Below are 21,917 nucleotides of genomic sequence, written 5' to 3'. Positions count from 1 at the left end.
CGTCGCAGAAGGACGAGGATGCGCCTGCACCAGCACGACGACGGACCCCCGGAAGCGCGGCACCCTCGCGGCGCCGCGCTCCGAGCCGGGGTGGCGCCCTTCCGGTCGTGGGCGGCATCGCTGGCGCATCGGGCGCCGCTCACCCTGTCCGTCCTCGCGGCTCTCTGGATCCTCGGACTTGGAACGGGATCGCTGCCGAACGGCCCCCCGACCGCACTCGCGCCGTCGGTCCTGTTCAACCCCGGGTCCATCGCGCAGAATCCGCTCGCACTCGTCCTGTCGCTCGCCTGGGCCCCCGACGCGGGCGCCTATCTGGGGTCGAGCGCGGCACTCCTGACCCTCGGGGTCTTCGCGGAAAGCCGTCTCGGGACGTCCCGGTTCGCCGCCACCGTCGTCGCCACGCATCTCCTGGCACTGCTCGGGTCCCTGGTGGTCGGCGCTGCGGTGGCACCGCTGTTCCCGCGCTGGGCGGCGCTCTTCGTCACGTCGGAGCTCGGCGGACCGGCCGTGGGACTGCTCGGGGCGGCCATGGCGGCGACCGCGGACCTGGGACCCCTCTGGCGCCGTCGGCTCAGGATCCTGGGCGTGCTCCTGCCCCTGACCCTCGTCCTCTACAACGGCGCACTGCTGTCGGTAGCGCTGCTCACGGCGGCGCTGATCGGTCTCGCCGCCGGACCGGTGCTGCTCCGACATCGGGTGCGCCACGCGGCCGCGCCCTCGATCCGGGAGTCCCGCGTCCTCGTCGCGCTCATCTGCGCCGCCGTCGCCGTCGGACCCGTGCTGGCCGCCCTGTCCCCCCACGCCACCGGTCCATTCGCCGTCCTCGGCTTCCTCTTCACCTCCGTGGAAGGAGCGACGCCCGAGGCCGTGCGGGCGGTGTGCGAGCCGGGCGGCGTGGTGCGCGAATGCGCGGAGGCCAAGCTGCAGGCCCGGGCCGGTCTCGGCGGGGTCGTGATGTCCTGCCTGCCGTCCGTGCTGCTGCTCGTCCTCGCCGACGGTCTGCGCCGTGGTCGCCGTTTCGCCTGGGCGGGGACCATCGTGGTGCAACTGGGCCTCGCGCTGCTCTCGGTCCAGACGTTCGTGACGTTCCTGCGGCACGGCGCGAGCGGCGACCTCGCGCCCCTGCTGGCGGGTGCCCGGCCTGAACGCGTCATCGTCGACCTGGTCGTGCCCGCGCTGCAGCCCGTCGTGATCGTGATCCTCCTCGTCGTCGTCCGGCGCCTCTTCACCCTCCGCGCGGCGCCCGGCACCTACCGGTCCATCGCGCTGCGGATGGGCGGGGCCCTCGTCCTCGCCTCGGTCGCCTACCTCGGGCTCGGCCTCGCTATCGCCGACCAATTCAGTCCCGTCGCCACGCTGCCGGCCCTCGTGGCCGACTTCCCCCAGCGGCTCCTGCCCATCGCGGTCACACTCCATGTATACCCGGCGTTCCTGCCGTCGGCCAGCGCCGCGATCCTCCTGTACGAGTGGATCGGCATCGCCTTCTGGGGCGTCGTCGCGGTGCTCCTCCTGAGGTCGTTCCGGTCCGTGCGGCGCAGCGCGGACGACGCCGACCGCGACAGGGCGCGTCCCATCGCCGCACGGGACGGCAGGGGTTCCATGACCTGGATGGGTCTGTGGCCCGGCAATTCCTACTGGTTCGATCACACCTCCTACGTCCCGTACCGCGTCGTCTCGGGCGTCGCGCTCACCCTGGCCGGGCCGGTCGGTCCCCGCGCCGACACGGAGCGTGCGCTTCGCGGCTTCTCCGACCACTGCGCCGCGCAGGGCTGGACGCCGTGCTTCTACTCGGTCACCGGCGAGGTCGCCGACCGGTTGGGGCGCGTGGGATTCCGCCGACTGCAGGTCGCCGAGGAGACGGTCATGGACCTCGGCGACCTCGCGTTCACCGGCAAGAGGTTCCAGGACATCCGGACCTCCCTCAACCAGGCCCGGAAGAACGGCGTCCACGCAGAATGGCTGGATACCCGGCGGATCCCGCTGGTGATCCTCGACCAGATCCGCAGCATCTCGGAGGAGTGGGTGGCGGACAAGTCGCTCCCCGAGATGGGATTCACCCTCGGCGGCATCGACGAGCTGCTCGACCCGGCAGTGCGCTGCTCCGTCATCATCGACGCCGACCGCACCGTCCACGCGGTGGCCTCCTGGCTGCCCATCCACGACGACGGCCGGGTGACGGGCTGGACACTCGACTTCATGCGCCGCCGCAGCTCCGGCTTCAAGCGAAGCATCGAGGTCCTCATCGCGCAGGCCGCACTCGACCTCCAGGCGGAGGGCTACAGCGAGCTGAGTCTGTCCGGAGCCCCCCTGGCCCGGGCGGACGGCAAGGACACGTCCCCGTCCGCCGTCGACGCACTCGACCGGGTCCTGGGATTCATCGGCCGGGCGCTCGAACCGGTCTACGGATTCCGGTCGCTCTTCGCCTTCAAGTCCAAGTTCGGGCCCCGTTACGTCCCGCTGTACCTGTGCTATCAGGACCCCGCAAGCCTGCCGGCGATCGGACAGGCCATCACCAGGGCCTACGCCCCGGACGTGGCGATCGGCGACGTGTGGCGGCTCATCACGGCGCTGACGCGGCGGACGAAGCGTACGACGACGGCGGCAACCGGCGCATCGTCGAAAGGAACGGAGAAGCCGCGGTGAATCCCCTCGACTGGAACCTCATCGGCAGCCCTGCGATCGCGGTGTTCGCGGTCCTCGGTGGTGCCGCCCTGCTGTGGCTCGGCGTCGGGCCTCGCCGCTACCTGCTCCGCTCGACGCTCCCTGCCCTGCTGGGCGGTGCGATCGGCGGGCTCGCCCTGTGGTTCGTCGCGGAGAAGGCGATGAACCTCTGGGGGGCGCCGCAGCCCGTGTGGTTCTACGTCCTCGGCGGGCTCGGGATCACCGCCGTCCTGCTGGCCGCGCGCAGGGTCCGCGTGTCGCCCCGCTGGTGGAAGCGCAGCCTCACCGTGATCGCGCCCATGGTGGTCCTCGCCGCGGCAGCCGGCGGCGTGAACGCCTATTTCGGCTCCTTCCCGACGCTGCGCGCGGTCGCCGGGGGCCAGGACATCCCGGTACTGGGGGCGATCGCGACCCCGACGGACACCGGGCCCGTCACGACGCCGGCCGACTGGACCGCGCCCGCCGACATGCCGGCCGAGGGCAAGGTCTACCAGGCCACGATCCCGGGGACGGTCTCCGGCGTGAAGACCAGACCCGCCTACGTCTACCTGCCACCGGCCTACCTGGCGTCGACCCCGGCCAATGTCCCCGTCCTGGTCCTGATCCACGGCGACCCCGGTGGTCCGGGTGACTGGATCACCGCCGGCCGGCTCCCGGCCGTGATGGACGCCTACGCCTCAGCGCACGAAGGGCTCGCGCCGATCGTCGTGATGCCGGACTCGACCGCCGGCACGGGGCCGACGCCGTCGCTGTGCCTGGACAGCAACTACGGCCGTGCCGGCACCTACCTCGCCGTCGACGTCCCCACATGGGTGAAGGACACGCTGAAGGCGGGGACGCACGCCGCAACAGACTGGGCGGTCGGCGGGTTCTCCTACGGGGGGACCTGCGCCCTGACCCTCGCGACCGGGCATCCCGCCAGCTATCCGACGTTCCTCGACATCTCCGGGGAGGACAAGCCGACGATCGGGGCCGGCCAGGACGCCCTCATCCGCAACTACTTCTCGGGGGATGCCGCGGCCTTCGCCGCCCAGAACCCCCTGGACATCATCCGGTCCACGCCCCTGCCGGGCACCGCCGGCACCATCACCGTGGGCGCCGACGACAGCTTCTACCGCCCGCAGGGCGAAGAGGTGGCCGCCGCGCTGAAGAAGGCCGGTGTGGAGGTCCGTCTGCAGACCGTTCCGGGCGGGCACACCTGGGAGGCCTGGAAGGCGGGACTGCAGGACAACGTGGACTGGCTGATGACGCGCTACGGCGTCCTGCCCGGGTGACACCGGGGCGTCGGCACGGCGCCACCGGGTGGTGGCGTGCCGACTCAGGCCTGCTGCGCCGCGAGCCCCTCCTGGATGTGCCGGCGCAGGTCGGCCGGACGGAACGGTTTGCGCAGGTAGCGGTCGGCGCCGGCGTCGTAGCCGCGCTTCTCGTCGGACGGGTCGGCGCGCGCGGTCAGCATGACGATGAACGTCGTGGAGAAGCGACGGATCCGTCCCGCCACCTCGAATCCGTCGATATCCGGCAGCCCGACGTCGAGGGTGACGACGTCGGGCCTGATCCGGCGGACCATCTCCACGCCGGCCAGGCCCGCGGGCGCGGTGTGCACCCGGAAGCCCGATCCCGTCAGGACGGTGTGCAGCAGATCCCGGACGTCGTCGTCGTCCTCGATGACCACGGCGGTGCGGGGGAGATCTGTGGCGGTCATTCCCCGAGTTTACTCCGGCGAGGTGCCGCATCCGGCGCCGCCATAGGGTCAGTCCCGGTGTCGCGCACGGCTCGGCTGCACCCTCATGGGCTCACCGGGCATCTTCGGGAAGTCCGGCGGGAACGGGAGCTCGCCGAGGCCGTTCCCGATGTCGCGGTCCCACCAGCCGCGGAGTGCGTCGATGCTGCCCGGCTCGGCGTGCAGGTCCTCCCACGGGTCGCCGACCGTCCTCAGCCGGTCCGGGACCGTCGCGATCGTGAAGGCGGCGGGGTCGACGTCGTCCAGCTCGTCCCAGGTCACCGGGCAGGACACCGGGGCGTGGGGCAGGGCCCGCGGACTGTAGGCGCCGGCCATGGTGCGGTCGCGGTTCGCCTGGTTGTAGTCCACGAAGATGCGCGCCCCGCGCTCTTCCTTCCACCAGGCCGTGGTCACCTCCTCCGGCATGCGGCGCTCGAGCTCGCGTCCGGCGGCGATGACGGCATGGCGGACCTCGAGGAACTCGTGGACCGGTGCGATCGGGGCGAAGACGTGCAGGCCGCGGTTGCCGGAGGTCTTCACGAAGGAGTTCAGGCCCGCCTCGCCGAGGACGGCCCGCAGGGCATGGGCGGCGGCGACGACGTCGGCGAAAGTGGTGCCCGGCTGGGGATCGAGATCGATGCGCAGCTCGTCGGGCAGGTCCGGCGCCTCGGCCCGGGAGGCCCACGGGTGGAAGACGACGGTGTTCATCTGGGCCGCCCAGACCGCGGACGCGGGCTCGTCGAGGACGAGCTGCGGGTGCGAGCGTCCACTGGGATAGGTCACCACGACGCTGCGCACGTACCCGGGAGCCCCCTTGGGCGGGTTCTTGCTGAAGAAGAAGTCGCCGTCCACGTCGCCGCCGAAGCGCTGCAGCGACACGGGGCGGTCGCCGTTCGCCCTCAGGAACGCGGGCGCGACGCCCACGAGGTACCGTGCGAGGTCGAGCTTGGTCAGCCCGGCCTGGGGCCAGAGGACACGGGAGGGACTCGACAGCCGGACGGACCGCACGCCGTCCGGTCCGTCGACGTCGAGGATCATCGCTTCGCTGGCCATGGCCTCAATGTACCCCCGGCGTACCCTCCGGCGTCCGGGCGCGGGCAGCAGCCGGACGGGCGGGATCCGCAGAACGGGTCGGTCGGGCGTTCAGGGTTCCGTCGTGTGATCGCGGGACCCGCCGGCGGAGGCCTTCAGGACATGCAGCGTGTACGCAGGGCACATCGGATCGTCGACCAGCCGGACCAGCGGCCGGGCCGTCCAGACGCACGTGCAGCGGGTGGCACTCATCGGGGCTGCTTGCTCATGGGGGTATCGTCGCGCGCAGCGTCCGCGGAGAACAGCAGTGTGCTTGGGAAGGTTCCGGTGTTACGGAACGGCAGCAGACTGACGGTGCGGCCGTACACGAGACGAGGATACGGGTGCCCGAAGTGGGACTCGAACCCACACACCTCTCGATACTGCATTTTGAGTGCAGCGCGTCTGCCAATTCCGCCATTCGGGCCGTGCGTGCCACGGCCGCTGGCAGGAATGACTTCCTGGTCCGCCGGTGCGCGAATCCACTCTACATGCCGATAGGCTGTTTCCGGGCACGGAAGCAAGGCCTCCCCCGGACCCCCCGCAACGCCGTCATCATCAAGGAGCAACAGTGTCTGAACCCACCGAATCCACGCCCGCCGGACCCGCACGCCGGGTCATCGTGGCCGAGGACGAGACGCTCATCCGGCTCGACATCATCGAGATCCTGCGTGGGGAGGGCTACGAGGTCGTGGCCGAGGCCGACAACGGCGAGAAGGCCGTCGCGCTCGCCCAGGAACACAAGCCGGACCTGGTGCTCATGGATGTGAAGATGCCCGTCATGGACGGCATCACCGCCGCGGAGCAGATCGTCAAGGCGCGCATCGCACCCGTGGTCCTGCTCACCGCGTTCAGCCAGAAGGAGCTCATCGAGCGGGCGCGGGACGCCGGCGCCATGGCCTACGTGGTCAAACCCTTCACCCCCGCCGACCTCATCCCGGCCATCGAGATCGCGATGTCGCGGCACGAGGAGATCAAGGCCCTCGAGGCGGAGGTGACCGACCTGCAGGAGCAGTTCGCCACCCGCAAGCTCGTCGAGCGCGCCAAGAGCCTCCTGACCACCAAGATGGGCCTCACCGAGCCCGAGGCCTTCCGCTGGATCCAGAAGACGTCCATGGACCGCCGCCTGAGCATGCGCGAGGTCGCCGAGACGATCATCAACCAGGTCAACTGAGGGCCCGGTCGGCAACCCCGGCCCGGACACGACGACGAAAGGACCCCCACCCGGCACGGGTGGGGGTCCTTTCGTCTGTCCTGCGGGTCAGGCTACTTCTTCTTGAGCGGCCAGGGGCCGACACCTTCCTTGATGTAGGACGTGTGGTCCTCGGGGAGCTGACCGGCGTCCGTGATGTCGCCGACGCGGTGGACCTTGAGGGAGTTGGTCGACCCGGCCTGCCCGGGAGGGGAACCGGCGGCGATCACGACGAGGTCGTCCACCTCGACGAGGCCCTGCTCGAAGAGGACGCGGTCCACCTGCGCGGTCATTTGGTCGGTGTGCTCCACGAACGGGACGAGGCGGGGCTGGACGCCCCAGATGAGCGACATGGCGTTGAGCGTCGACTCCACCGGGGTGAACGCGACGACCGGCTTCTTGGGGCGCAGGCGGGAGAGGCGGCGCGCCGAGTCGCCGGACTGCGTGAAGGTGCAGATGTACTTCGCGTCGAGCTGGTCGGCGATCTCGACGGCGGCACGGGTGATGGCACCGCCGCGGGTCTTCGGCTTGCTGCCGAGCGGCGGCACCCGCTCGAGGCCGTGGCGCTCGGTGGACTCGATGATGTCCGCCATGGTGCGGACCGTCTCCATCGGGTACTTGCCCACGCTCGTCTCGCCCGAGAGCATGACGGCGTCCGCACCGTCGAGCACGGCGTTGGCGCAGTCGGAGGCCTCGGCGCGGGTGGGGCGCGGGTTGTCGATCATGGACTCGAGGACCTGCGTGGCGACGATGACGGGCTTCGCCCAGCGGCGGGCGAGTTCCACGGCGCGCTTCTGCACGATCGGGACGTCCTGCAGCGGCATCTCCACGCCGAGGTCCCCGCGGGCCACCATGATCGCGTCGAAGGCATCGATGATCTCTTCGAGGGCGTCGACGGCCTGCGGCTTCTCGATCTTGGCGATGACCGGGACGCGGCGTCCCTCCTCGTCCATGATCTCGTGGACACGCTTGACGTCGCCGGCGTCGCGGACGAAGGACAGCGCGACCATGTCGACGCCGGTCTGGAGGGCCCAGCGGAGATCGTCCTCGTCCTTCTCGCTGAGGGCGGGCACGTTGACGGCCACGCCGGGCAGGTTGATGCCCTTGTTGTTCGAGACCATGCCGCCGACGACGACCTCGGTGGTGACCTTCACGTCGTCGACCGCCGTCGCGCGCAGGGAGACCTTGCCGTCGTCGATGAGCAGCAGGTCGCCGACGCTGACGTCCTGCGGCAGTCCCTTGAACGTGGTGGAGGAGATCTCCTGGGTGCCCTCGATGTCCTCGATGGTGATGGTGAAGACGTCACCGCGGGCGAGCGCGTGCGGGCCGTCGAGGAACCGGCCGAGGCGGATCTTCGGGCCCTGGAGGTCCGCGAAGATGCCGACGGGGCGGCCGAGCTCCGCGGAGGCGCGGCGGACGTTCTCGTAGGTGCTGAGGTGCACGGCGTAGTCGCCGTGGCTCATGTTCATCCGGGCAACGTCGACGCCCGCCTCGAGCACGGCGAGCGTGTTCTCATAGCTGGCGATTGCGGGGCCGAATGTTGCAACGATTTTTGCGCGTCTCATGAAACCTAGCCTAGTCGTGTTGGTCGGGAGTGAGGTGGAGGAGCCGTTCAGAGGACGGCGATGGAACGGTCGCTCGGCGCGACGGGCGCGGGTAGCCTTGTGGACCCCATGAGCCACTGGTCCACCGCGGCTGCACAGGCGCGGCCTTCGGCGATGGCCCAGACGATCAGCGACTGGCCCCGGCCGGCGTCGCCCGCCGAGAAGACGCCGGGCGCGTTGGTCATGTAGTAACCGTCACGCGCCAGGTTCCCGCGATCGTCGAACTCGGCCTGGACCTGCTCGGTGATGCCCGCCGGCTCGGCGCCCGTGAAACCGAGCGAGAGGAACACGAGGTCCGCGGGGATCTCGCGCTCCGAGCCTGCCTTCGGGACGCGGCGGCCGTCGACGAACTCGGTCTCCGCGACCTTGATGCCGCGCAGCACCCCGTTCTCTCCGACGAACTCGACGGTGGAGGCGAGGAAGCGGCGCTCCCCGCCCTCCTCGTGGGCGCTGGCGATGTCGAAGAGCGTGGGGAACGTGGGCCACGGCTGGTCGGGACGCCGCTCGGTGGACGGCTGCTGGCCGATGGCGAGCGTCGTGACGGATGCCGCCTTCTGGCGGTGCGCGGTGCCGAGGCAGTCCGCCCCGGTGTCGCCGCCCCCGAGGATGACGACATGCTTGCCCTCGGCGTGGATCTGCTCGTCGACCCGCTCGCCGGCGACCACGCGGTTGGCCTGCACGAGGTAGTCCATCGCGAAGTGCACCCCGGCGAGGTCCCGCCCGGGAACGGACAGGTCGCGCGGCACGGTGGCGCCGGTGGCGACGATCACGGCGTCGTAGCGCCGCTTGAGCTGACCCCAGCTGATGTCCTTGCCCACATCCACGCCGGTGCGGAAGCGCGTCCCCTCGGCCTTCATCTGGTCCAGGCGCCGCTCGAGGTGGATCTTCTCCATCTTGAAGTCGGGGATGCCGTAGCGCAGCAGGCCGCCGATGCGGTCGTCGCGCTCGTACACCGCCACGGTGTGGCCGGTCCGGGTGAGCTGCTGCGCGGCAGCGAGGCCTGCGGGTCCGGATCCGACGACGGCGATGGTGCGCCCCGTGAGGCGCTCCGGCGGGTGCGGTTCCACCCAGCCCTCCTCGAACGCCAGGTCGGCGATCGACACCTCGACCTGCTTGATCGTGACCGGTTCCTGGTTGATGCCGAGCACGCACGACGACTCGCACGGTGCCGGGCAGAGCCTGCCGGTGAACTCGGGGAAGTTGTTCGTCGCGTGCAGCCGCTCGATCGCCTCGCGCCCCTTGTCACGGAACGTGAGGTCGTTCCACTCGGGGATGAGGTTGCCGAGCGGGCAGCCCTGGTGGCAGAACGGGATGCCGCAGTCCATGCAGCGGCCCGCCTGAGCCTTCAGGACGCCCTTCTCCTGCGCTTCGTACACTTCCTTCCAGTCCATGATGCGTACGGGGACCGGCCGGCGTGGCTGGGTCTGGCGCTCTCGCACCTTCAAGAATCCGCGTGGGTCAGCCACCGGTTACCTCCAGGATCTTGGTCCATGCCTCTTCGCCGTCGGGGTCGAGGCCCTGTTCGACGGCGGTGGCGCGGGCGTCCAGCACTGCGGCGTAATCGCGCGGCAGGACCTTGGTGAATCGTGCGATGGTGTCCTCGAAGGAGTCGAGGAGGCTCTCGGCGAGGTTCGACTCGGTCTCCTCGACATGCCGGATCAGCAGCTGCCGGACGATCTCGACGTCCTCGGCGTCGAGGCCCACGAGCAGAAGGTCTCCGTTCTCGAGGCTCTGCCGGTTGACCCGGGCGCGGTCGAGGTCCAGCACGAAGGCCGTGCCGCCGGACATGCCCGCCCCGAAGTTCCGGCCGGTCCGTCCGAGGATCAGGGCCTGGCCGCCGGTCATGTACTCGCAGCCGTGGTCGCCGATGCCCTCGGCGACGGCGGTGGCCCCGGAGTTGCGGACGAGGAAACGCTCCCCCACCTGGCCGCGCAGGAACATCTCACCGCTGGTGGCACCGTAGCCGATGACGTTACCGGCGATCACGTTGTGGTCCGCGCGGAACACGTTGGCGCGGTCCGGGCGCACGATGATGCGCCCGCCGGACAGCCCCTTGCCCACGTAGTCGTTGGAGTCCCCGAGGAGCCGCAGCGTGATGCCGGCGGGCAGGAAGGCGCCGAGCGACTGCCCGGCCTGGCCGGTGAGGGTGACGTCGATCGTGTTGGTGGGGAGGGTGTCCAGGCCGAAGGTGCGGGTGACCTCGTGGCCGAGCATGGTGCCCACCGCCCGGTCCGTGTTGACGACGTCCACCGAGATGCGCACGGGTGCGCGGTGCTGAAGCGCATCGGCGCTCATCTCGATGAGCTTGTTGTCGAAGTGCTGGTCCAGGTCGTGGTTCTGCTTGAGCATGTTCCGCATCGGCTCCGCCGAACCGAATTCGTTGCCGCGCAGGATCGGGTCGAGGTCCAGGCCGTCGGCCTTCCAGTGCTCGATCGCCGCCCGGGCGTCGAGGAGTTCGCTGTGGCCGATGGCCTCCTCGAGGGTCCGGAAGCCGAGCTCGGCGAGGAGCTCGCGGACCTCCTCGGCGATGAACTCGAAGAAGTTGACCACGAACTCCGGCTTGCCCGTGAAGCGACTGCGGAGTTCGGGGTTCTGGGTCGCGACACCGACGGGGCAGGTGTCCAGGTGGCAGACGCGCATCATGATGCAGCCGGAGACCACGAGCGGCGCCGTGGCGAAGCCGAACTCCTCGCCGCCCAGCAGCGCCGCGATGACGACGTCGCGCCCCGTCTTGAGCTGCCCGTCCACCTGGACCACCACGCGGTCGCGGAGGCCGTTGAGCATCAGCGTCTGCTGGGTCTCGGCCAGGCCGAGCTCCCACGGGATGCCGGCGTGCTTGAGCGAGTTGAGCGGGCTGGCACCGGTGCCGCCGTCGTGCCCGGACACCAGGACGACGTCGGCCTTGGCCTTCGTGACGCCCGCCGCGACCGTGCCGATGCCCACCTCGGAGACGAGCTTCACGTGGACGCGGGCGCTCGGGTTGGACCGCTTGAGGTCGTAGATGAGCTGGGCGAGGTCCTCGATCGAGTAGATGTCGTGGTGCGGCGGCGGGGAGATCAGGGCCACGCCGGGCGTGGAGTGCCGCGTCCGCGCGATCCACGGGTAGACCTTCTGGCTCATGAGCTGTCCGCCCTCGCCGGGCTTGGCCCCCTGCGCCATCTTGATCTGGATGTCGTCCGCGTTGGTCAGGTACAGGCTCGTGACGCCGAACCGGCCGGAGGCCACCTGCTTGATGGCGGAGCGCCGCTCCGGGTCCAGCAGGCGCTCGACGTCCTCGCCGCCCTCGCCCGTGTTCGACTTCGCGCCGAGGCGGTTCATCGCGATGGCGAGCGTCTCGTGGGCCTCCTGCGAGATGGAGCCGTAGCTCATGGCGCCGGTCGAGAAACGCTTCACGATCAACGAGACGGGCTCGACCTCGTCGATGCTGATCGGTTCGCGGGCGTCGCCGCGGAGCCGCAGCATCCCGCGCAGCGTCATGAGTTCCTTGGACTGGTCGTCGACGCCCCGGGTGTAGGCCTTGAAGATGTCGTACCGGCGCTCACGCGTGGCATGCTGCAGCCGGAAGACGGTCTCCGGGTTGAACAGGTGCGGCGGGCCCTCGCGGCGCCACTGGTACTCGCCGCCGTTGTCGAGGCCGCGATGCGGGTCCTCGATGCCGTCCTCGGGGTAGGCGCTGTCGTGCCGGGCCGCGGTCTCGGCGGCGACGACGTCCAGGCCGATCCCGCCGAGCTGGGTCTGGGTGCCGTGGAAGTACTCGTCCACGAGCTCCTGCGACAGTCCGAGCGCCTCGAAGGTCTGGGCCCCGCAGTAGGAGCTGACGGTGGAGATGCCCATCTTGGACATGATCTTCAGGACGCCCTTGCCGAGGCCCTTGATGAGGTGCGCGACGGCGGCCTCCGCGGTGACGCCGGTGATGTCGCCGTTGCGGACCAGTTCCTCGCAGCTCTCCATCGCCAGGTACGGGTTCACCGCGGAGGCGCCGTATCCGATCAGCACGGCGACGTGGTGGACCTCGCGGACGTCGCCGGCCTCGACCACGAGGGACGTCTTGGTGCGGGTGGCGCTCCGGAGGAGGTGATGGTGGACGGCGCTGGTCAGGAGCAGGGACGGGATGGGGGCCCACTGCGCGTTCGAGTCGCGGTCGGAGAGCACCACGTACTCGACGCCACGGTTCAGCGCGCTGGAGACCTGCTCGCAGATCTCCGAGAGGCGTGCGCGCAGGGCGGCCTCACCGCCGTCGTGCCGGTACAGCCCGCGGACACGGACGGTCAGCCGGTCGCCGTCGTCGGTCTCGAGGTTGGCGATCTTCGCCAGCTCGTCGTTGGTGATGACCGGGAACTTCAGGGCGATCTGCCGGGATCGGACGCGACCGGTGGACAGCAGGTTGCCGTCCGGGCCGATCGTGACGCCCATGGAGGTGACGAGCTCCTCGCGGATGGAGTCGAGCGGCGGGTTCGTGACCTGCGCGAAGGACTGCACGAAGTAGTCGAAGAGCAGGCGCGGGCGCTTGGACAGCACCGCGATGGGCGTGTCCGAGCCCATGGCGCCGAGGGGCTCTGCGGCGGTCTTCGCCATGGGACCGAGCAGGATGCGCAGTTCCTCCTGCGTGTAGCCGAACGTGCGCTGGCGACGGCTGATGGACGCCTTGGTGTGGACGACGTGCTCGCGCTCGGGGAGGTCCTCGAGCTGGATCAGGTTCTCCTTGACCCACTCGCCCCACGGGTTCGCAGCGGCGATCTCCGCCTTGATCTCCTGGTCTTCGATGAGGCGGCCAGCCTCGGTGTCGATGAGGAACATCTTGCCCGGCGAGACGCGGCCCTTGCGGACCACGCGGGAGGGTTCGACGTCGAGCACGCCCACCTCGGATGCGAGGATGACGAGGCCGTCCTCGGTGACCCAGTAGCGCGCGGGGCGCAGGCCGTTGCGGTCGAGGACGGCGCCGACGAGGCGGCCGTCCGTGAAGGACACGGCGGCGGGCCCGTCCCACGGCTCCATGAGCATGGAGTGGTACTGGTAGAAGGCACGGCGCGCCGGATCCATGGTGGCGTGGTTCTCCCACGCCTCCGGGATCATCATCATGATCGAATGCGTGATCGGGCGTCCGGACAGGGTCAGGAGCTCGGCCACCTCGTCGAACGTCGCCGAGTCCGAGGCGCCCGGGGTGCAGATGGGGTAGAGCTCCTCAGGGTCGTCCCCGAGCAGGGGATTGGACAGCTGCGACTGCCGCGCGCGCATCCAGTTGCGGTTGCCCTTCACCGTGTTGATCTCGCCGTTGTGGGCGATGGTGCGGAACGGCTGGGCGAGCGGCCACGAGGGGAAGGTGTTGGTGGAGAACCGCGAGTGGACGATGCCGAGGCAGGTCTTGAAGCGCTCGTCGGAGAGGTCGGGGTAGAACGGCTCGAGCTGCGCGGTGGTCAGCATGCCCTTGTAGACGATGGTCTTGGAGGACAGCGACGGGAAGTACACGCCGTACTTGTTCTGGGCGCGCTTCCGCACCCGGAACGCCCTCGCGTCGAGGTCCGACGCGATGCCGTCCGTCGGTGCGAGGAACAGCTGGACGAAGTGCGGCATGCAGGCGCGGGCCATCGCGCCGACGAGGTCGGCGACGATCGGCACGACCCGCCAGCCGAGCACCTCGAGGCCCTCGGCCTCGGCGAGCGATTCCAGCCCGGCGCGTGCGGTGGCCTGCTCCTTGCCCTCGGTGGGGAGGAAGGCGGTGCCGACGACGTAGGAGCCGGCGGGCGGCAGCCGGAAGTCGACGACGGCCCGGAAGAACTCGTCGGGGACCTGGGTCAGCAGGCCCGCGCCGTCGCCGGTGCCCTCATCCGCCCCGACGGCGCCGCGGTGTTCGAGGTTCCGCAGTGCGGTGAGGGCCGCGTCGACGATGTCGTGCCCGGGCTCTCCGCGCAGGGTCGCGATGACGGCGAGGCCGCACGCGTCCTTCTCGTTCTCGGGGTTGTAGAGACCGGAGGCCTCCGGGACGGACGCGAACCGTGTGAACGGCGAGGTCACGGCCTCGGGCGCGTCACCCGTCCCGGGCGTCGCCCGTGGTGCGGCCTCGGTCGGCTTTCCTGGCGTCAAAGCAGTCATCAGATAAGGATCCTTCCCCCATGATGGAGCGTCGGGAGGGGACAGCCTTGGCCCCGGGGCGCCGCTGTCAGGGAGCGGTCGCCGTCGTGTGTATCTCGAGTCCCACCACGTCCGCCGGCAGACCCGACGCTGTTGGCGGGCAAGCGCTGTGGGCGTCCGGCGCCTGTGGCGGCGATGCAGGTGCGGGTCCGGAGGGTGATCCGGCCGCCGCACCTGGGGTCCACAACGGTGTGGTGTTGCGTCCTTGAGGGGCGGTGGCCCGGGGACTGCAGTCGGGGACCGATTCCCGCGGCTCCGCTTGCGCGGGGCCCCGAGTACGCCGATCGTCTACTCAGGAGCCGTCTGTTTCGGACAGGTTACCACGGTCATTCCGCCCGCTTTGCCCCGTGTCCGAGGCGTGGCCACCTGTGGCTGAAGCGTTACGGGAGGTGCCTCGCGGGGCTGCTCCGGAGAGGCCCGTCGGGCCCGATCCGGCGGCCGGGCTCGGCTCAGCGGAGGCGTCCTCTCCCCCGGCGGGAGGCGTGCCGTCCGCCGTGTCGTCGGCCGTCGCGGCATCGCCGCCGGCACCGGTCCCGGCGCTGCTGTCGGCGTCGCCGTCCGAACCGGCGACGGCGGCCGGCTTCGGCTCACGACCTGGCAGGTAGACCGCCAGCTCCTCGACACGATCCCGCGTGACCGACAGGTAGACGAGGACGGCGACCGACACGAGGAACACGGCGATGCTCGTCCAGACGTTCAGGCGCTGGGTGATCCCGAAGAGCGTGATCATCTCGGCGTCGTCGATGCGGAGCGCCTCGATCCAGACGCGGCCGAGGGTGTAGTAGGCCGCGTAGAGCCAGAACATGCGGCCACCGCGCAGGGTGATCTTCCGCGAGAGCAGCAGCAGCAGGGCCACGCCGGCGAGGTTCCAGAGGAGCTCGTAGAGGAACGTGGGGTGGAACAGCGTGCCGGGTTCTGCGCCCCGCGGGAAGTTCGGGTTGTCGGCGTCGATCTCCAGGCCCCACGGCAGCGTGGTGGGACCACCGAACAGTTCCTGGTTGAACCAGTTGCCGAGGCGTCCGACGGCCTGGGCGAGCAGCACCCCGGGCGCGGCGGCGTCGGCGAAGGCGGAGAGCTTGACGCCGGCGCGGCGGGCGCCTATCCAGGCTCCGACGGCGCCGAGGGCGATCGCACCCCAGATCCCGAGGCCGCCCTGCCAGATCTGCGGGATGCGCGCGAGGTCCCCGTCCGGGCCGAAGTAGGCGTCCGGCGAGGAGAACACATGGTAGAGCCGCCCGCCGACGATGCCGAACGGGATGGCCCAGATGGCGATGTCCCACACGGCGTCCGCATGCCCGCCGAAGGACACGAAGCGCTTCTGCGTGAGGAGGAGCGCCAGGATGATGCCGGCGAGGATGCACAGGGCGTAGGCGTGGATGGTGATGGGGCCGAGGCTGAAGCTCGCCCATTCCGCGGGCGGGCTGGGGATCGACGCGGCGAGGCTTCCGCCGATCACGCGTGCGCCTTGCCCGTGCCGGTGCTCAGTTCGCGGGCGAGCTCGGCGACGGCGTCCACTCCGCCGTCGCGCAGGGCGGCGACGAGGGCGGTGCCCACGATCACGCCGTCGGAGTACGCGCCGATCTCGCGGACCTGGGCCGAGGACGAGACGCCGAGTCCCACGCAGACCCGCTCTGCTCCGGCGGCGTGCGCGGCGTCGACGACGGCCCGTGCTGCAGCGCCGACCGAGGTCCTCGCCCCGGTCACGCCCATCACGGACACGGCGTAGACGAATCCCCTGCTGGCGTCGACGGTGTTCTGCATGCGCTGCGGGGAGGTGGAGGGGGCCACGAGGAACACGCGGTCGAGGCCGAGTTCCTCGGAGACCGCGATCCACTCGGAGGCCTCGTCGGGGATGAGGTCCGGCGTGATGAGTCCGGCGCCGCCCGCTGCTGCAAGCCGCTCGGCGAACTCGCGGACGCCCATCCGCATGACCGGGTTCCAGTAGGTCATGACGAGGACGGCGGCGTCGGTCGCACTCGTGATGCCTGCGACGACGTCGAAGATGCGGGGGACGGTGAAGCCGTTGCCCAGCGCCTCGACCGTCGCCTCCTGGATGACGTGCCCGTCCATGACCGGGTCCGAGTACGGGATGCCGATCTCGATGAGGTCCACGCCGTTCTTCGCCATGGCGATGCCGGCGTCGATGGTGGTCTGGACGTCGGGGAAGCCAGCGGGCAGGTAGCCGATGAGCGCGGCGCGGCCCTCGCTGCGTGCCTTCTCGATGGCGGCCGCGGCCTTGGAGCCGGTGGCCGGTCCGGCCGAGGGACCGGTGGTGGGATGCGTGGTCACAGCTGTTCACCCTCCTGGGCGATTTCCTGCTCGGCACTGTCGTCCGGAAGGAGGTCGAAGTATTCGGCGGCGGTCGCCACGTCCTTGTCGCCGCGGCCCGAGAGGTTGATGACGACGATCTTGTCCGAACCCTTCTCCCCCGGTCCGAGGTCCGCCGCGAGGCGCAGGCCGACCTTCATGGCACCGGCGAGGGCGTGTGCGGTCTCGATGGCCGGGATGATGCCCTCGGTCTGGCTGAGGATCTTGAAGGCCTCCATCGCCTCGGCGTCGGTGATGGGCTCGTAGTGCGCCCGGCCGATGTCTGCGAGGTAGGCGTGTTCGGGGCCGACACCCGGGTAGTCGAGGCCCGCGGAGATGGAATGGGACTCCATCGTCTGGCCGTCCTCGTCCTGCATGAGGTAGGACCGTGCTCCGTGCAGCACCCCTGGGCGGCCCAGCGTGATGGTGGCCGCATGGCGGCCGGTCTCGACGCCGTCGCCGCCGGCCTCGAAGCCGTACAGGGCGACGTCGCGGTCGTCGAGGAAGCCGTGGAACATGCCGATGGCGTTGGAGCCGCCGCCGACGCACGCGCAGACGGCGTCGGGGAGCTTGCCCGTCTGTTCGAGGATCTGCTCCCTCGCCTCCTCACCGATGACCTCGTGGAAGTACCGCACCATGGACGGGAACGGATGGGCGCCCGCCGCGGTGCCGAGCAGGTAGTGCGTGGTCTCGACGTTCGCCACCCAGTCGCGCAGCGCCTCGTTGATGGCGTCCTTCAGGGTCTGGGAGCCGTTGGTCACGGGGATGACCGTCGCGCCGAGCAGCTGCATGCGCGCGACGTTCAGGGCCTGGCGGCGTGTGTCCTCCGCGCCCATGTAGACGACGCACTCGAGCCCCAGCAGGGCTGCCGCCGTCGCGCTGGCGACACCGTGCTGGCCGGCGCCGGTCTCGGCGATGACGCGGGTCTTGCCCATGCGCTTGGCGATCAGGGCCTGGCCCAGCACGTTGTTGATCTTGTGTGATCCGGTGTGGTTCAGGTCCTCACGCTTGAGGAAGATGCGCACGCCGCCGCAGTGCTCGGCGAAGCGCTGCGCCTCGGTCAGCAGGGAGGGACGGCCGGCGTAGTTCCTGTTCAGCTCGGCGACCTGCGCGGTGAACTCGGGATCGGCCTTGGCCTTGTCGAAGGTGTCCTGCAGTTCGTCGAGGGCGGCGATGAGCGACTCGGGCATCCAGCGGCCGCCGTACGAGCCGAAGTAGGGCCCGGGTGCGTGGCGGAGGCTCTCGTCATGGCTGAGGAATGCCTCGGCCGTCCCGGCGTCGATGGAGTCCTCGGCGTGCATGCCTGCGCCTTCGAGGCCCGTGTCCTGGTGCATATCGGTCATGACTTCAGCGTTCCTGTCCTGTTGGTCCTGACTCGGCCGGCGGTGCCACCCGGGTCCCTGGCGGACCGGGGGTGACCGGTCCGTGTGCTGCTCGCTGTCCTGTCCTGCGCGTCACACCGGCCTCGGGACCCTGCCGGGTCCCGGTGCGATCGGCGGGGGTCCGGCGTGTGGAGATCCGTCAGCCGTGTGCCGGCGTGTCCATGCCCTGCCAGGCCTCCATGCCCGCGCGCGTGAACCCGCCGATGGTCGCCGCCGGGTCGCTGTGGCGGACGAGGGCCTCCCCCACCAGGACGGCATGCGCACCGCTGGCAGCGTAGTCGGCGACGTCGGAGGCGTCGCGGACCCCTGATTCGGCGATGACGACCGTCCCCGACGGGATGAGGTGCGCCAGTTCCGCGAAGACTCCGCGGTGGATGTCGAGGGTCTTCAGGTTGCGGACGTTCACGCCGATGATCGCGGCGCCGGCGGCCACGGCCCGCCGTACTTCGTTGGCCGTGTGCGTCTCCACGATCGCGTGCATCCCGAGCCGGGTGGTGAGCGCGAGGAACGCGCCCAGGTCCTCGTCGGTGAGTGCCGCGACGATCAGCAGGACGACGTCGGCGCCGTGGGCGCGCGCCTCCCAGATCTGGTACTCGTCGACCGTGAAATCCTTACGGAGCACGGGGAGCGCCACCGCCGCGCGGACGGCGTCGAGGTCGGCGAGCGATCCGCCGAAGCGCCGCTGCTCGGTGAGCACGGAGATCACCGCCGCACCCCCCTGCTCGTATCGGGCCGCCAGTGCGGCCGGGTCCGCGATGTCCGCGAGGGCGCCCTTGGACGGGCTGCTGCGCTTCACCTCGGCGATGACCATCACGGTTCCGCCGCGTCCGGCACCGAGGGCCTCGAAGGCATCGAGCGGCGCCGGGGCCGCGAGGGCGGCCGCGCGCACGTCGTCGAGGGGCAGCGCGCGCCGGCGCTCCGCGAGGTCCTCGCGGACGCCGGCGATGATGTCGTCGAGGACCGTCATCTAGTGGCCGTTGTTCTTGAGCTTCGATCCACCCACGCCGTAGCCGATCTTGCGCATGATGAAACCGACGATCAGTCCGACGACCATGATCCCGATACCGCCCCAGAACAGGAGGGTCCCGAAGTCGTGGTTGCCCTCGGTGCTCGCGAGGATGTAGGCGAAGGATGCGATGGCGGCGCCGACCAGCATGATCAGCACGCAGGTCCACGCGGCGGGGCTGTTGCCGTGGCCGATCGTCTCGTCACCCATCTGGGCGTGGCTGGCCGGGGTGTTGCGGGTGGCGCTGGCGCGGGTCTCGGATGCCATGGGTAATCTCCTTCGAACGGGTCGTGTCCCATTCTGCCATTGATGGAGCGGCACGGCGGCACGCCGCGGGCTCCGGCAGGGCTGGTGGACGGGGCTGGTGGTCTGGTCATGGCGGGGTCTGCGTCCGGGCCCCACCGGGCCGGGATCCGCCGGCGGACCGCGTCGGGCCGGTGCTGCCGGTCAGCGCGTCGGGTCGTTGCCGCGCGAGAGCTCGTCCCAGCTGTCGATCTCATCGGCGTGCGCGCTCCCTCGCTGTGACCGCGCCGGTCGTTGCCCGGCCTGCTCGGGTTCCGGCTCGCCGGTCGAGGGGTCCATCCGGGGGTCCGTCGGAGAGCTCGGGGAGGCGTCCGGTGCCGTGCCCGGGTCGACGGCGGCGTCCGGACGGGCACCAGGCGTCGCATCCGGGGAGGCGTCCGTTGCCCCGGGCACGACGCCGGGCGGCACGTCGCCCGGCGAGGAAGCCGGCGCTCCGGGCTGCGCGCTTCCCGGGGCGGCGTGGACCGTGCGGGATGCCCCGGCGTCGTACCGCCGGTTGACTCCCCAGGTCCGCCCGGCGAGCACCACCCAGGCGGCGGCGAGCACCAGGAGGACCCCGGCCGCGGCGGCGAGCCAGGGCATGGCCGTGGACGCTGCGTCGGCTCCTGCCAGGCCGCTCACACCGATCGCCGTTCCCACGGCGGGTTCGGCGGCGGAGGAGGGATCCAGCGCGACTGCTGCGCTGGACATCGCGATGCCCACCCCCGAGAGGACGAGGATGACGGCGATGATCCAGCGGGCCACACGGCCGGCGATCGAGACGGCGAGGGCAGCGGCCAGCGCGACGAGGGCGAACGCCGTCACGGGCGTCGCCGCGTCGCTGCCGGCGATGGCGAGGTCGGGGGTCTGGACGGCGTCCTGCGGCAGGCGCACCGTGAGCCAGGTCTGCGTCGTCGTGCCGAACGCGATCAGCGCGAGCACGACGATCCCCAGTACGACGATGCCGCGGCGCGTGAAGCGACCCGCGGAGCTGCGCTCGGCGGCGCTCACAGGACGTCCGCCGTCGCCGGGCGCAGCCCGGCCGCGGTCAGCGCCGCCCGGAGCGGCGCCGCAGCCTTGTTGACCGTCTCGAGCGCCTCCGCCTCGAGCACGGAGTCGGCGACGATACCGCCGCCGGCCTGCACGTACGCCTTGCCGTCCCGCAGCAGGGCCGACCGGATGGCGATGGCCATGTCCATGTCGCCCGCGAAGTCCAGGTAGCCCACCACGCCACCGTAGATCCCGCGCCGGTGCGGTTCCACCTCGTCGATCAGGCGCAGGGCCCTCGGTTTCGGCGCTCCGGAGAGCGTGCCGGCCGGGAAGGTCGCCGCCAGGACGTCGTAGGCGCTCTTCGTCGGCGCGAGCCGACCGACCACCGTGGACACCAGGTGCATGATGTGGCTGAACTTCTCCACCTCCATGAACTGCGTGACGTCGACACTGCCCGGGGTGCACACCTTGGAGAGGTCGTTGCGGGCGAGGTCGACGAGCATGAGGTGCTCGGCCTTCTCCTTGGTGTCGGCGCGGAGTTCGACGGCCAGGTCGCGGTCCTCCTCCGTGGTCCTCCCCCGGGGCCGCGATCCGGCGATGGGATGGGTGATGACCTCGTCCCCGGTCACCGTGACGAGGGCCTCGGGCGAGCTGCCCACGATCGAATAGCCCCGCCCGTCGGCGTCCTCGAGGCTGAACAGGTACATGTAGGGGCTGGGGTTCGTGGTGCGCAGGATCCGGTAGACGTCCAGGGCGGAGGCGTCGCACTCGATCTCGAAGCGCCGGCTGATGACCACCTGGAAGACGTCGCCGTCGACGATTGCCCGCTTGCCGCGCTCGATCGCCGCCAGGTAGTCGGGCTGGAACCACGACTCGCGGACACGGTCCATCGACGCCTCGGCGCTCCGGGCGTCGGCCGCCATCACAGAGACGGCGAGCTCGGCGGGTGCGACGAGCTTCGCGAGCATCTCCTGGACACGTGCGACGGCGTCGTGCCAGGCCTCGTCGACGCGCTCGTCGGTGTTGTCGAAGTTGATCGCGTTGGCGACCAGGGTGAGGGAACCTGCCGAGTTGTCGTGGATGGCGAGGTCGGACACGAGGCACATCGCGAGCTCGGGCAGGAGGAGATCGTCCTCCGGGGGGCTCGTGAGCCGCTCCCAGTGCCGGACCGCCTCCCATCCCACGAAGCCGACCATCCCGGAGGTGAACGGGGGGAGGTCCTCGAAGCGTTCGGTCCGCAGCGCCTCGACCGTGAGGCGCAGGGCCTCGACGGGGTTCCCGCCGACGGGGACGCCGGCCGGGGGTTCACCCAGCCAGTGCGCCTGCCCGTCCCGCGTGGTGAGGGTGGCGCGCGAGTGCGAGCCGATGAAGGAGTACCGCGACCAGACCCCGCCGACGGCGGCGGATTCCATGAGGAATGTCCCGGGCTGCCCGGCGGCGAGCTTGCGGTAGATGCCGATCGGGGTGTGCGCGTCCGCGAGGACGGTCAGGTGCACGGGGACCACACGGCGGGCCCGGGCCAGCTCGCGGAATTCCTCGAGGGTGGGGCTGATCGTGCCCAGTTGCTGCATGG

The 21,917-nt window shown here is 70.7% G+C and carries 15 protein-coding genes and 1 tRNA gene; 3 read left to right on the top strand and 13 right to left on the bottom strand.

Annotated features, from left to right (window positions below):
* Window positions 1-18 precede the first annotated feature (18 nt).
* A complete protein-coding gene (locus tag IWX63_RS07280; RefSeq protein ID WP_199277488.1) occupies window positions 19-2,643 on the top strand; it encodes a phosphatidylglycerol lysyltransferase domain-containing protein in 2,625 nt (874 codons plus the stop codon).
* Window positions 2,640-3,935 (top strand): alpha/beta hydrolase, encoded by a 1,296-nt coding sequence (locus IWX63_RS07275; protein WP_199277487.1) that lies wholly within the window; start codon window positions 2,640-2,642, stop codon window positions 3,933-3,935. Before IWX63_RS07280 ends, IWX63_RS07275 begins: the two co-directional genes overlap by 4 nt.
* 44 nt (window positions 3,936-3,979) lie before the next feature.
* Here the strand turns inward: IWX63_RS07275 and IWX63_RS07270 are convergent, their stop codons facing one another.
* The 3 genes from IWX63_RS07270 to IWX63_RS07260 all read right to left on the bottom strand — a co-directional run bounded on the left by IWX63_RS07270 (window position 3,980) and on the right by IWX63_RS07260 (window position 5,879).
* Window positions 3,980-4,363, bottom strand: a complete 384-nt coding sequence (locus IWX63_RS07270; RefSeq protein ID WP_334685708.1) for a response regulator transcription factor — start codon at window positions 4,361-4,363, stop codon at window positions 3,980-3,982.
* A 48-nt stretch (window positions 4,364-4,411) separates the two neighbouring features.
* Entirely contained in the window at window positions 4,412-5,434 is a 1,023-nt protein-coding gene (gene ligD / locus IWX63_RS07265) for a non-homologous end-joining DNA ligase (RefSeq protein WP_199277486.1), read from the bottom strand.
* 363 nt (window positions 5,435-5,797) lie between these two features.
* Window positions 5,798-5,879 (bottom strand) — tRNA-Leu (locus IWX63_RS07260).
* Between the two features lie 144 nt (window positions 5,880-6,023).
* Here IWX63_RS07260 and IWX63_RS07255 point away from each other — a divergent pair.
* Window positions 6,024-6,626 (top strand): ANTAR domain-containing response regulator, encoded by a 603-nt coding sequence (locus IWX63_RS07255; RefSeq protein WP_043445123.1) that lies wholly within the window; start codon window positions 6,024-6,026, stop codon window positions 6,624-6,626.
* 92 nt (window positions 6,627-6,718) lie between these two features.
* Here IWX63_RS07255 and pyk read toward each other — a convergent pair whose 3' ends face one another.
* The 10 genes from pyk to IWX63_RS07205 form a co-directional block, all read right to left on the bottom strand.
* Window positions 6,719-8,209 carry a pyruvate kinase gene (gene pyk / locus IWX63_RS07250; RefSeq protein ID WP_199277485.1) on the bottom strand — a complete coding sequence of 497 codons (1,491 nt, stop codon included), beginning with the start codon at window positions 8,207-8,209 and terminating at the stop codon, window positions 6,719-6,721.
* 47 nt (window positions 8,210-8,256) lie between these two features.
* On the bottom strand, window positions 8,257-9,714 hold the full coding sequence (locus IWX63_RS07245) for a glutamate synthase subunit beta (RefSeq protein ID WP_199277484.1): 1,458 nt from the start codon (window positions 9,712-9,714) through the stop codon (window positions 8,257-8,259).
* Window positions 9,707-14,338 carry a glutamate synthase large subunit gene (gene gltB, locus IWX63_RS07240; protein WP_199277483.1) on the bottom strand — a complete coding sequence of 1,544 codons (4,632 nt, stop codon included), beginning with the start codon at window positions 14,336-14,338 and terminating at the stop codon, window positions 9,707-9,709. Before gltB ends, IWX63_RS07245 begins: the two co-directional genes overlap by 8 nt.
* A 331-nt stretch (window positions 14,339-14,669) precedes the next feature.
* Entirely contained in the window at window positions 14,670-15,833 is a 1,164-nt protein-coding gene (gene lgt, locus IWX63_RS07235; RefSeq protein WP_199277482.1) for a prolipoprotein diacylglyceryl transferase, read from the bottom strand.
* Window positions 15,830-16,666 (bottom strand): tryptophan synthase subunit alpha, encoded by an 837-nt coding sequence (gene trpA, locus IWX63_RS07230; protein WP_199277481.1) that lies wholly within the window; start codon window positions 16,664-16,666, stop codon window positions 15,830-15,832. Before trpA ends, lgt begins: the two co-directional genes overlap by 4 nt.
* Complete coding sequence (gene trpB, locus IWX63_RS07225) at window positions 16,663-17,985, bottom strand: tryptophan synthase subunit beta (protein WP_199277526.1); 1,323 nt, start codon at window positions 17,983-17,985, stop codon at window positions 16,663-16,665. The genes trpA and trpB overlap by 4 nt, the downstream gene beginning before the upstream one ends.
* Window positions 17,986-18,205: 220 nt before the next feature.
* The gene (gene trpC, locus IWX63_RS07220) at window positions 18,206-19,033 is read right to left on the bottom strand and encodes an indole-3-glycerol phosphate synthase TrpC (RefSeq protein ID WP_199277480.1); all 828 of its coding nucleotides are present in this window, start codon (window positions 19,031-19,033) and stop codon (window positions 18,206-18,208) included.
* Window positions 19,034-19,282: an HGxxPAAW family protein gene (locus IWX63_RS07215; RefSeq protein ID WP_442859110.1), complete on the bottom strand. Its 249-nt coding sequence runs from the start codon at window positions 19,280-19,282 to the stop codon at window positions 19,034-19,036. It lies immediately after the preceding gene.
* Window positions 19,283-19,519: 237 nt separating this feature from the next.
* Window positions 19,520-20,365, bottom strand: coding sequence for a Trp biosynthesis-associated membrane protein (locus IWX63_RS07210; RefSeq protein WP_199277478.1), 846 nt, complete (start codon window positions 20,363-20,365; stop codon window positions 19,520-19,522).
* Entirely contained in the window at window positions 20,362-21,915 is a 1,554-nt protein-coding gene (locus IWX63_RS07205) for an anthranilate synthase component I (protein WP_199277477.1), read from the bottom strand. Before IWX63_RS07205 ends, IWX63_RS07210 begins: the two co-directional genes overlap by 4 nt.
* Between the last annotated feature and the right edge of the window lie 2 nt (window positions 21,916-21,917).

Origin of the sequence: Arthrobacter sp. CAN_A2 (assembly GCF_015752045.1) — a bacterium.
Classification (GTDB): domain Bacteria; phylum Actinomycetota; class Actinomycetes; order Actinomycetales; family Micrococcaceae; genus Arthrobacter_D.
Note: the sequence above shows the minus strand (reverse complement) of the source record. Positions and strands in the feature narration are given on the sequence as shown.

Excerpts from the sequence above, each read along its gene's own strand:
- IWX63_RS07280 (WP_199277488.1), top strand. The coding sequence starts at position 19 with ATGCGCCTGCACCAGCACGACGACGGACCCCCGGAAGCGCGGCACCCT.
- IWX63_RS07270 (WP_334685708.1), bottom strand. The coding sequence starts at position 4,363 with ATGACCGCCACAGATCTCCCCCGCACCGCCGTGGTCATCGAGGACGAC.
- ligD (WP_199277486.1), bottom strand. The coding sequence starts at position 5,434 with ATGGCCAGCGAAGCGATGATCCTCGACGTCGACGGACCGGACGGCGTG.
- pyk (WP_199277485.1), bottom strand. The coding sequence starts at position 8,209 with ATGAGACGCGCAAAAATCGTTGCAACATTCGGCCCCGCAATCGCCAGC.
- gltB (WP_199277483.1), bottom strand. The coding sequence starts at position 14,338 with ATGACTGCTTTGACGCCAGGAAAGCCGACCGAGGCCGCACCACGGGCG.
- trpB (WP_199277526.1), bottom strand. The coding sequence starts at position 17,985 with ATGCACGCCGAGGACTCCATCGACGCCGGGACGGCCGAGGCATTCCTC.
- trpC (WP_199277480.1), bottom strand. The coding sequence starts at position 19,033 with ATGACGGTCCTCGACGACATCATCGCCGGCGTCCGCGAGGACCTCGCG.
- IWX63_RS07215 (WP_442859110.1), bottom strand. The coding sequence starts at position 19,282 with ATGGGTGACGAGACGATCGGCCACGGCAACAGCCCCGCCGCGTGGACC.
- IWX63_RS07205 (WP_199277477.1), bottom strand. The coding sequence starts at position 21,915 with ATGCAGCAACTGGGCACGATCAGCCCCACCCTCGAGGAATTCCGCGAG.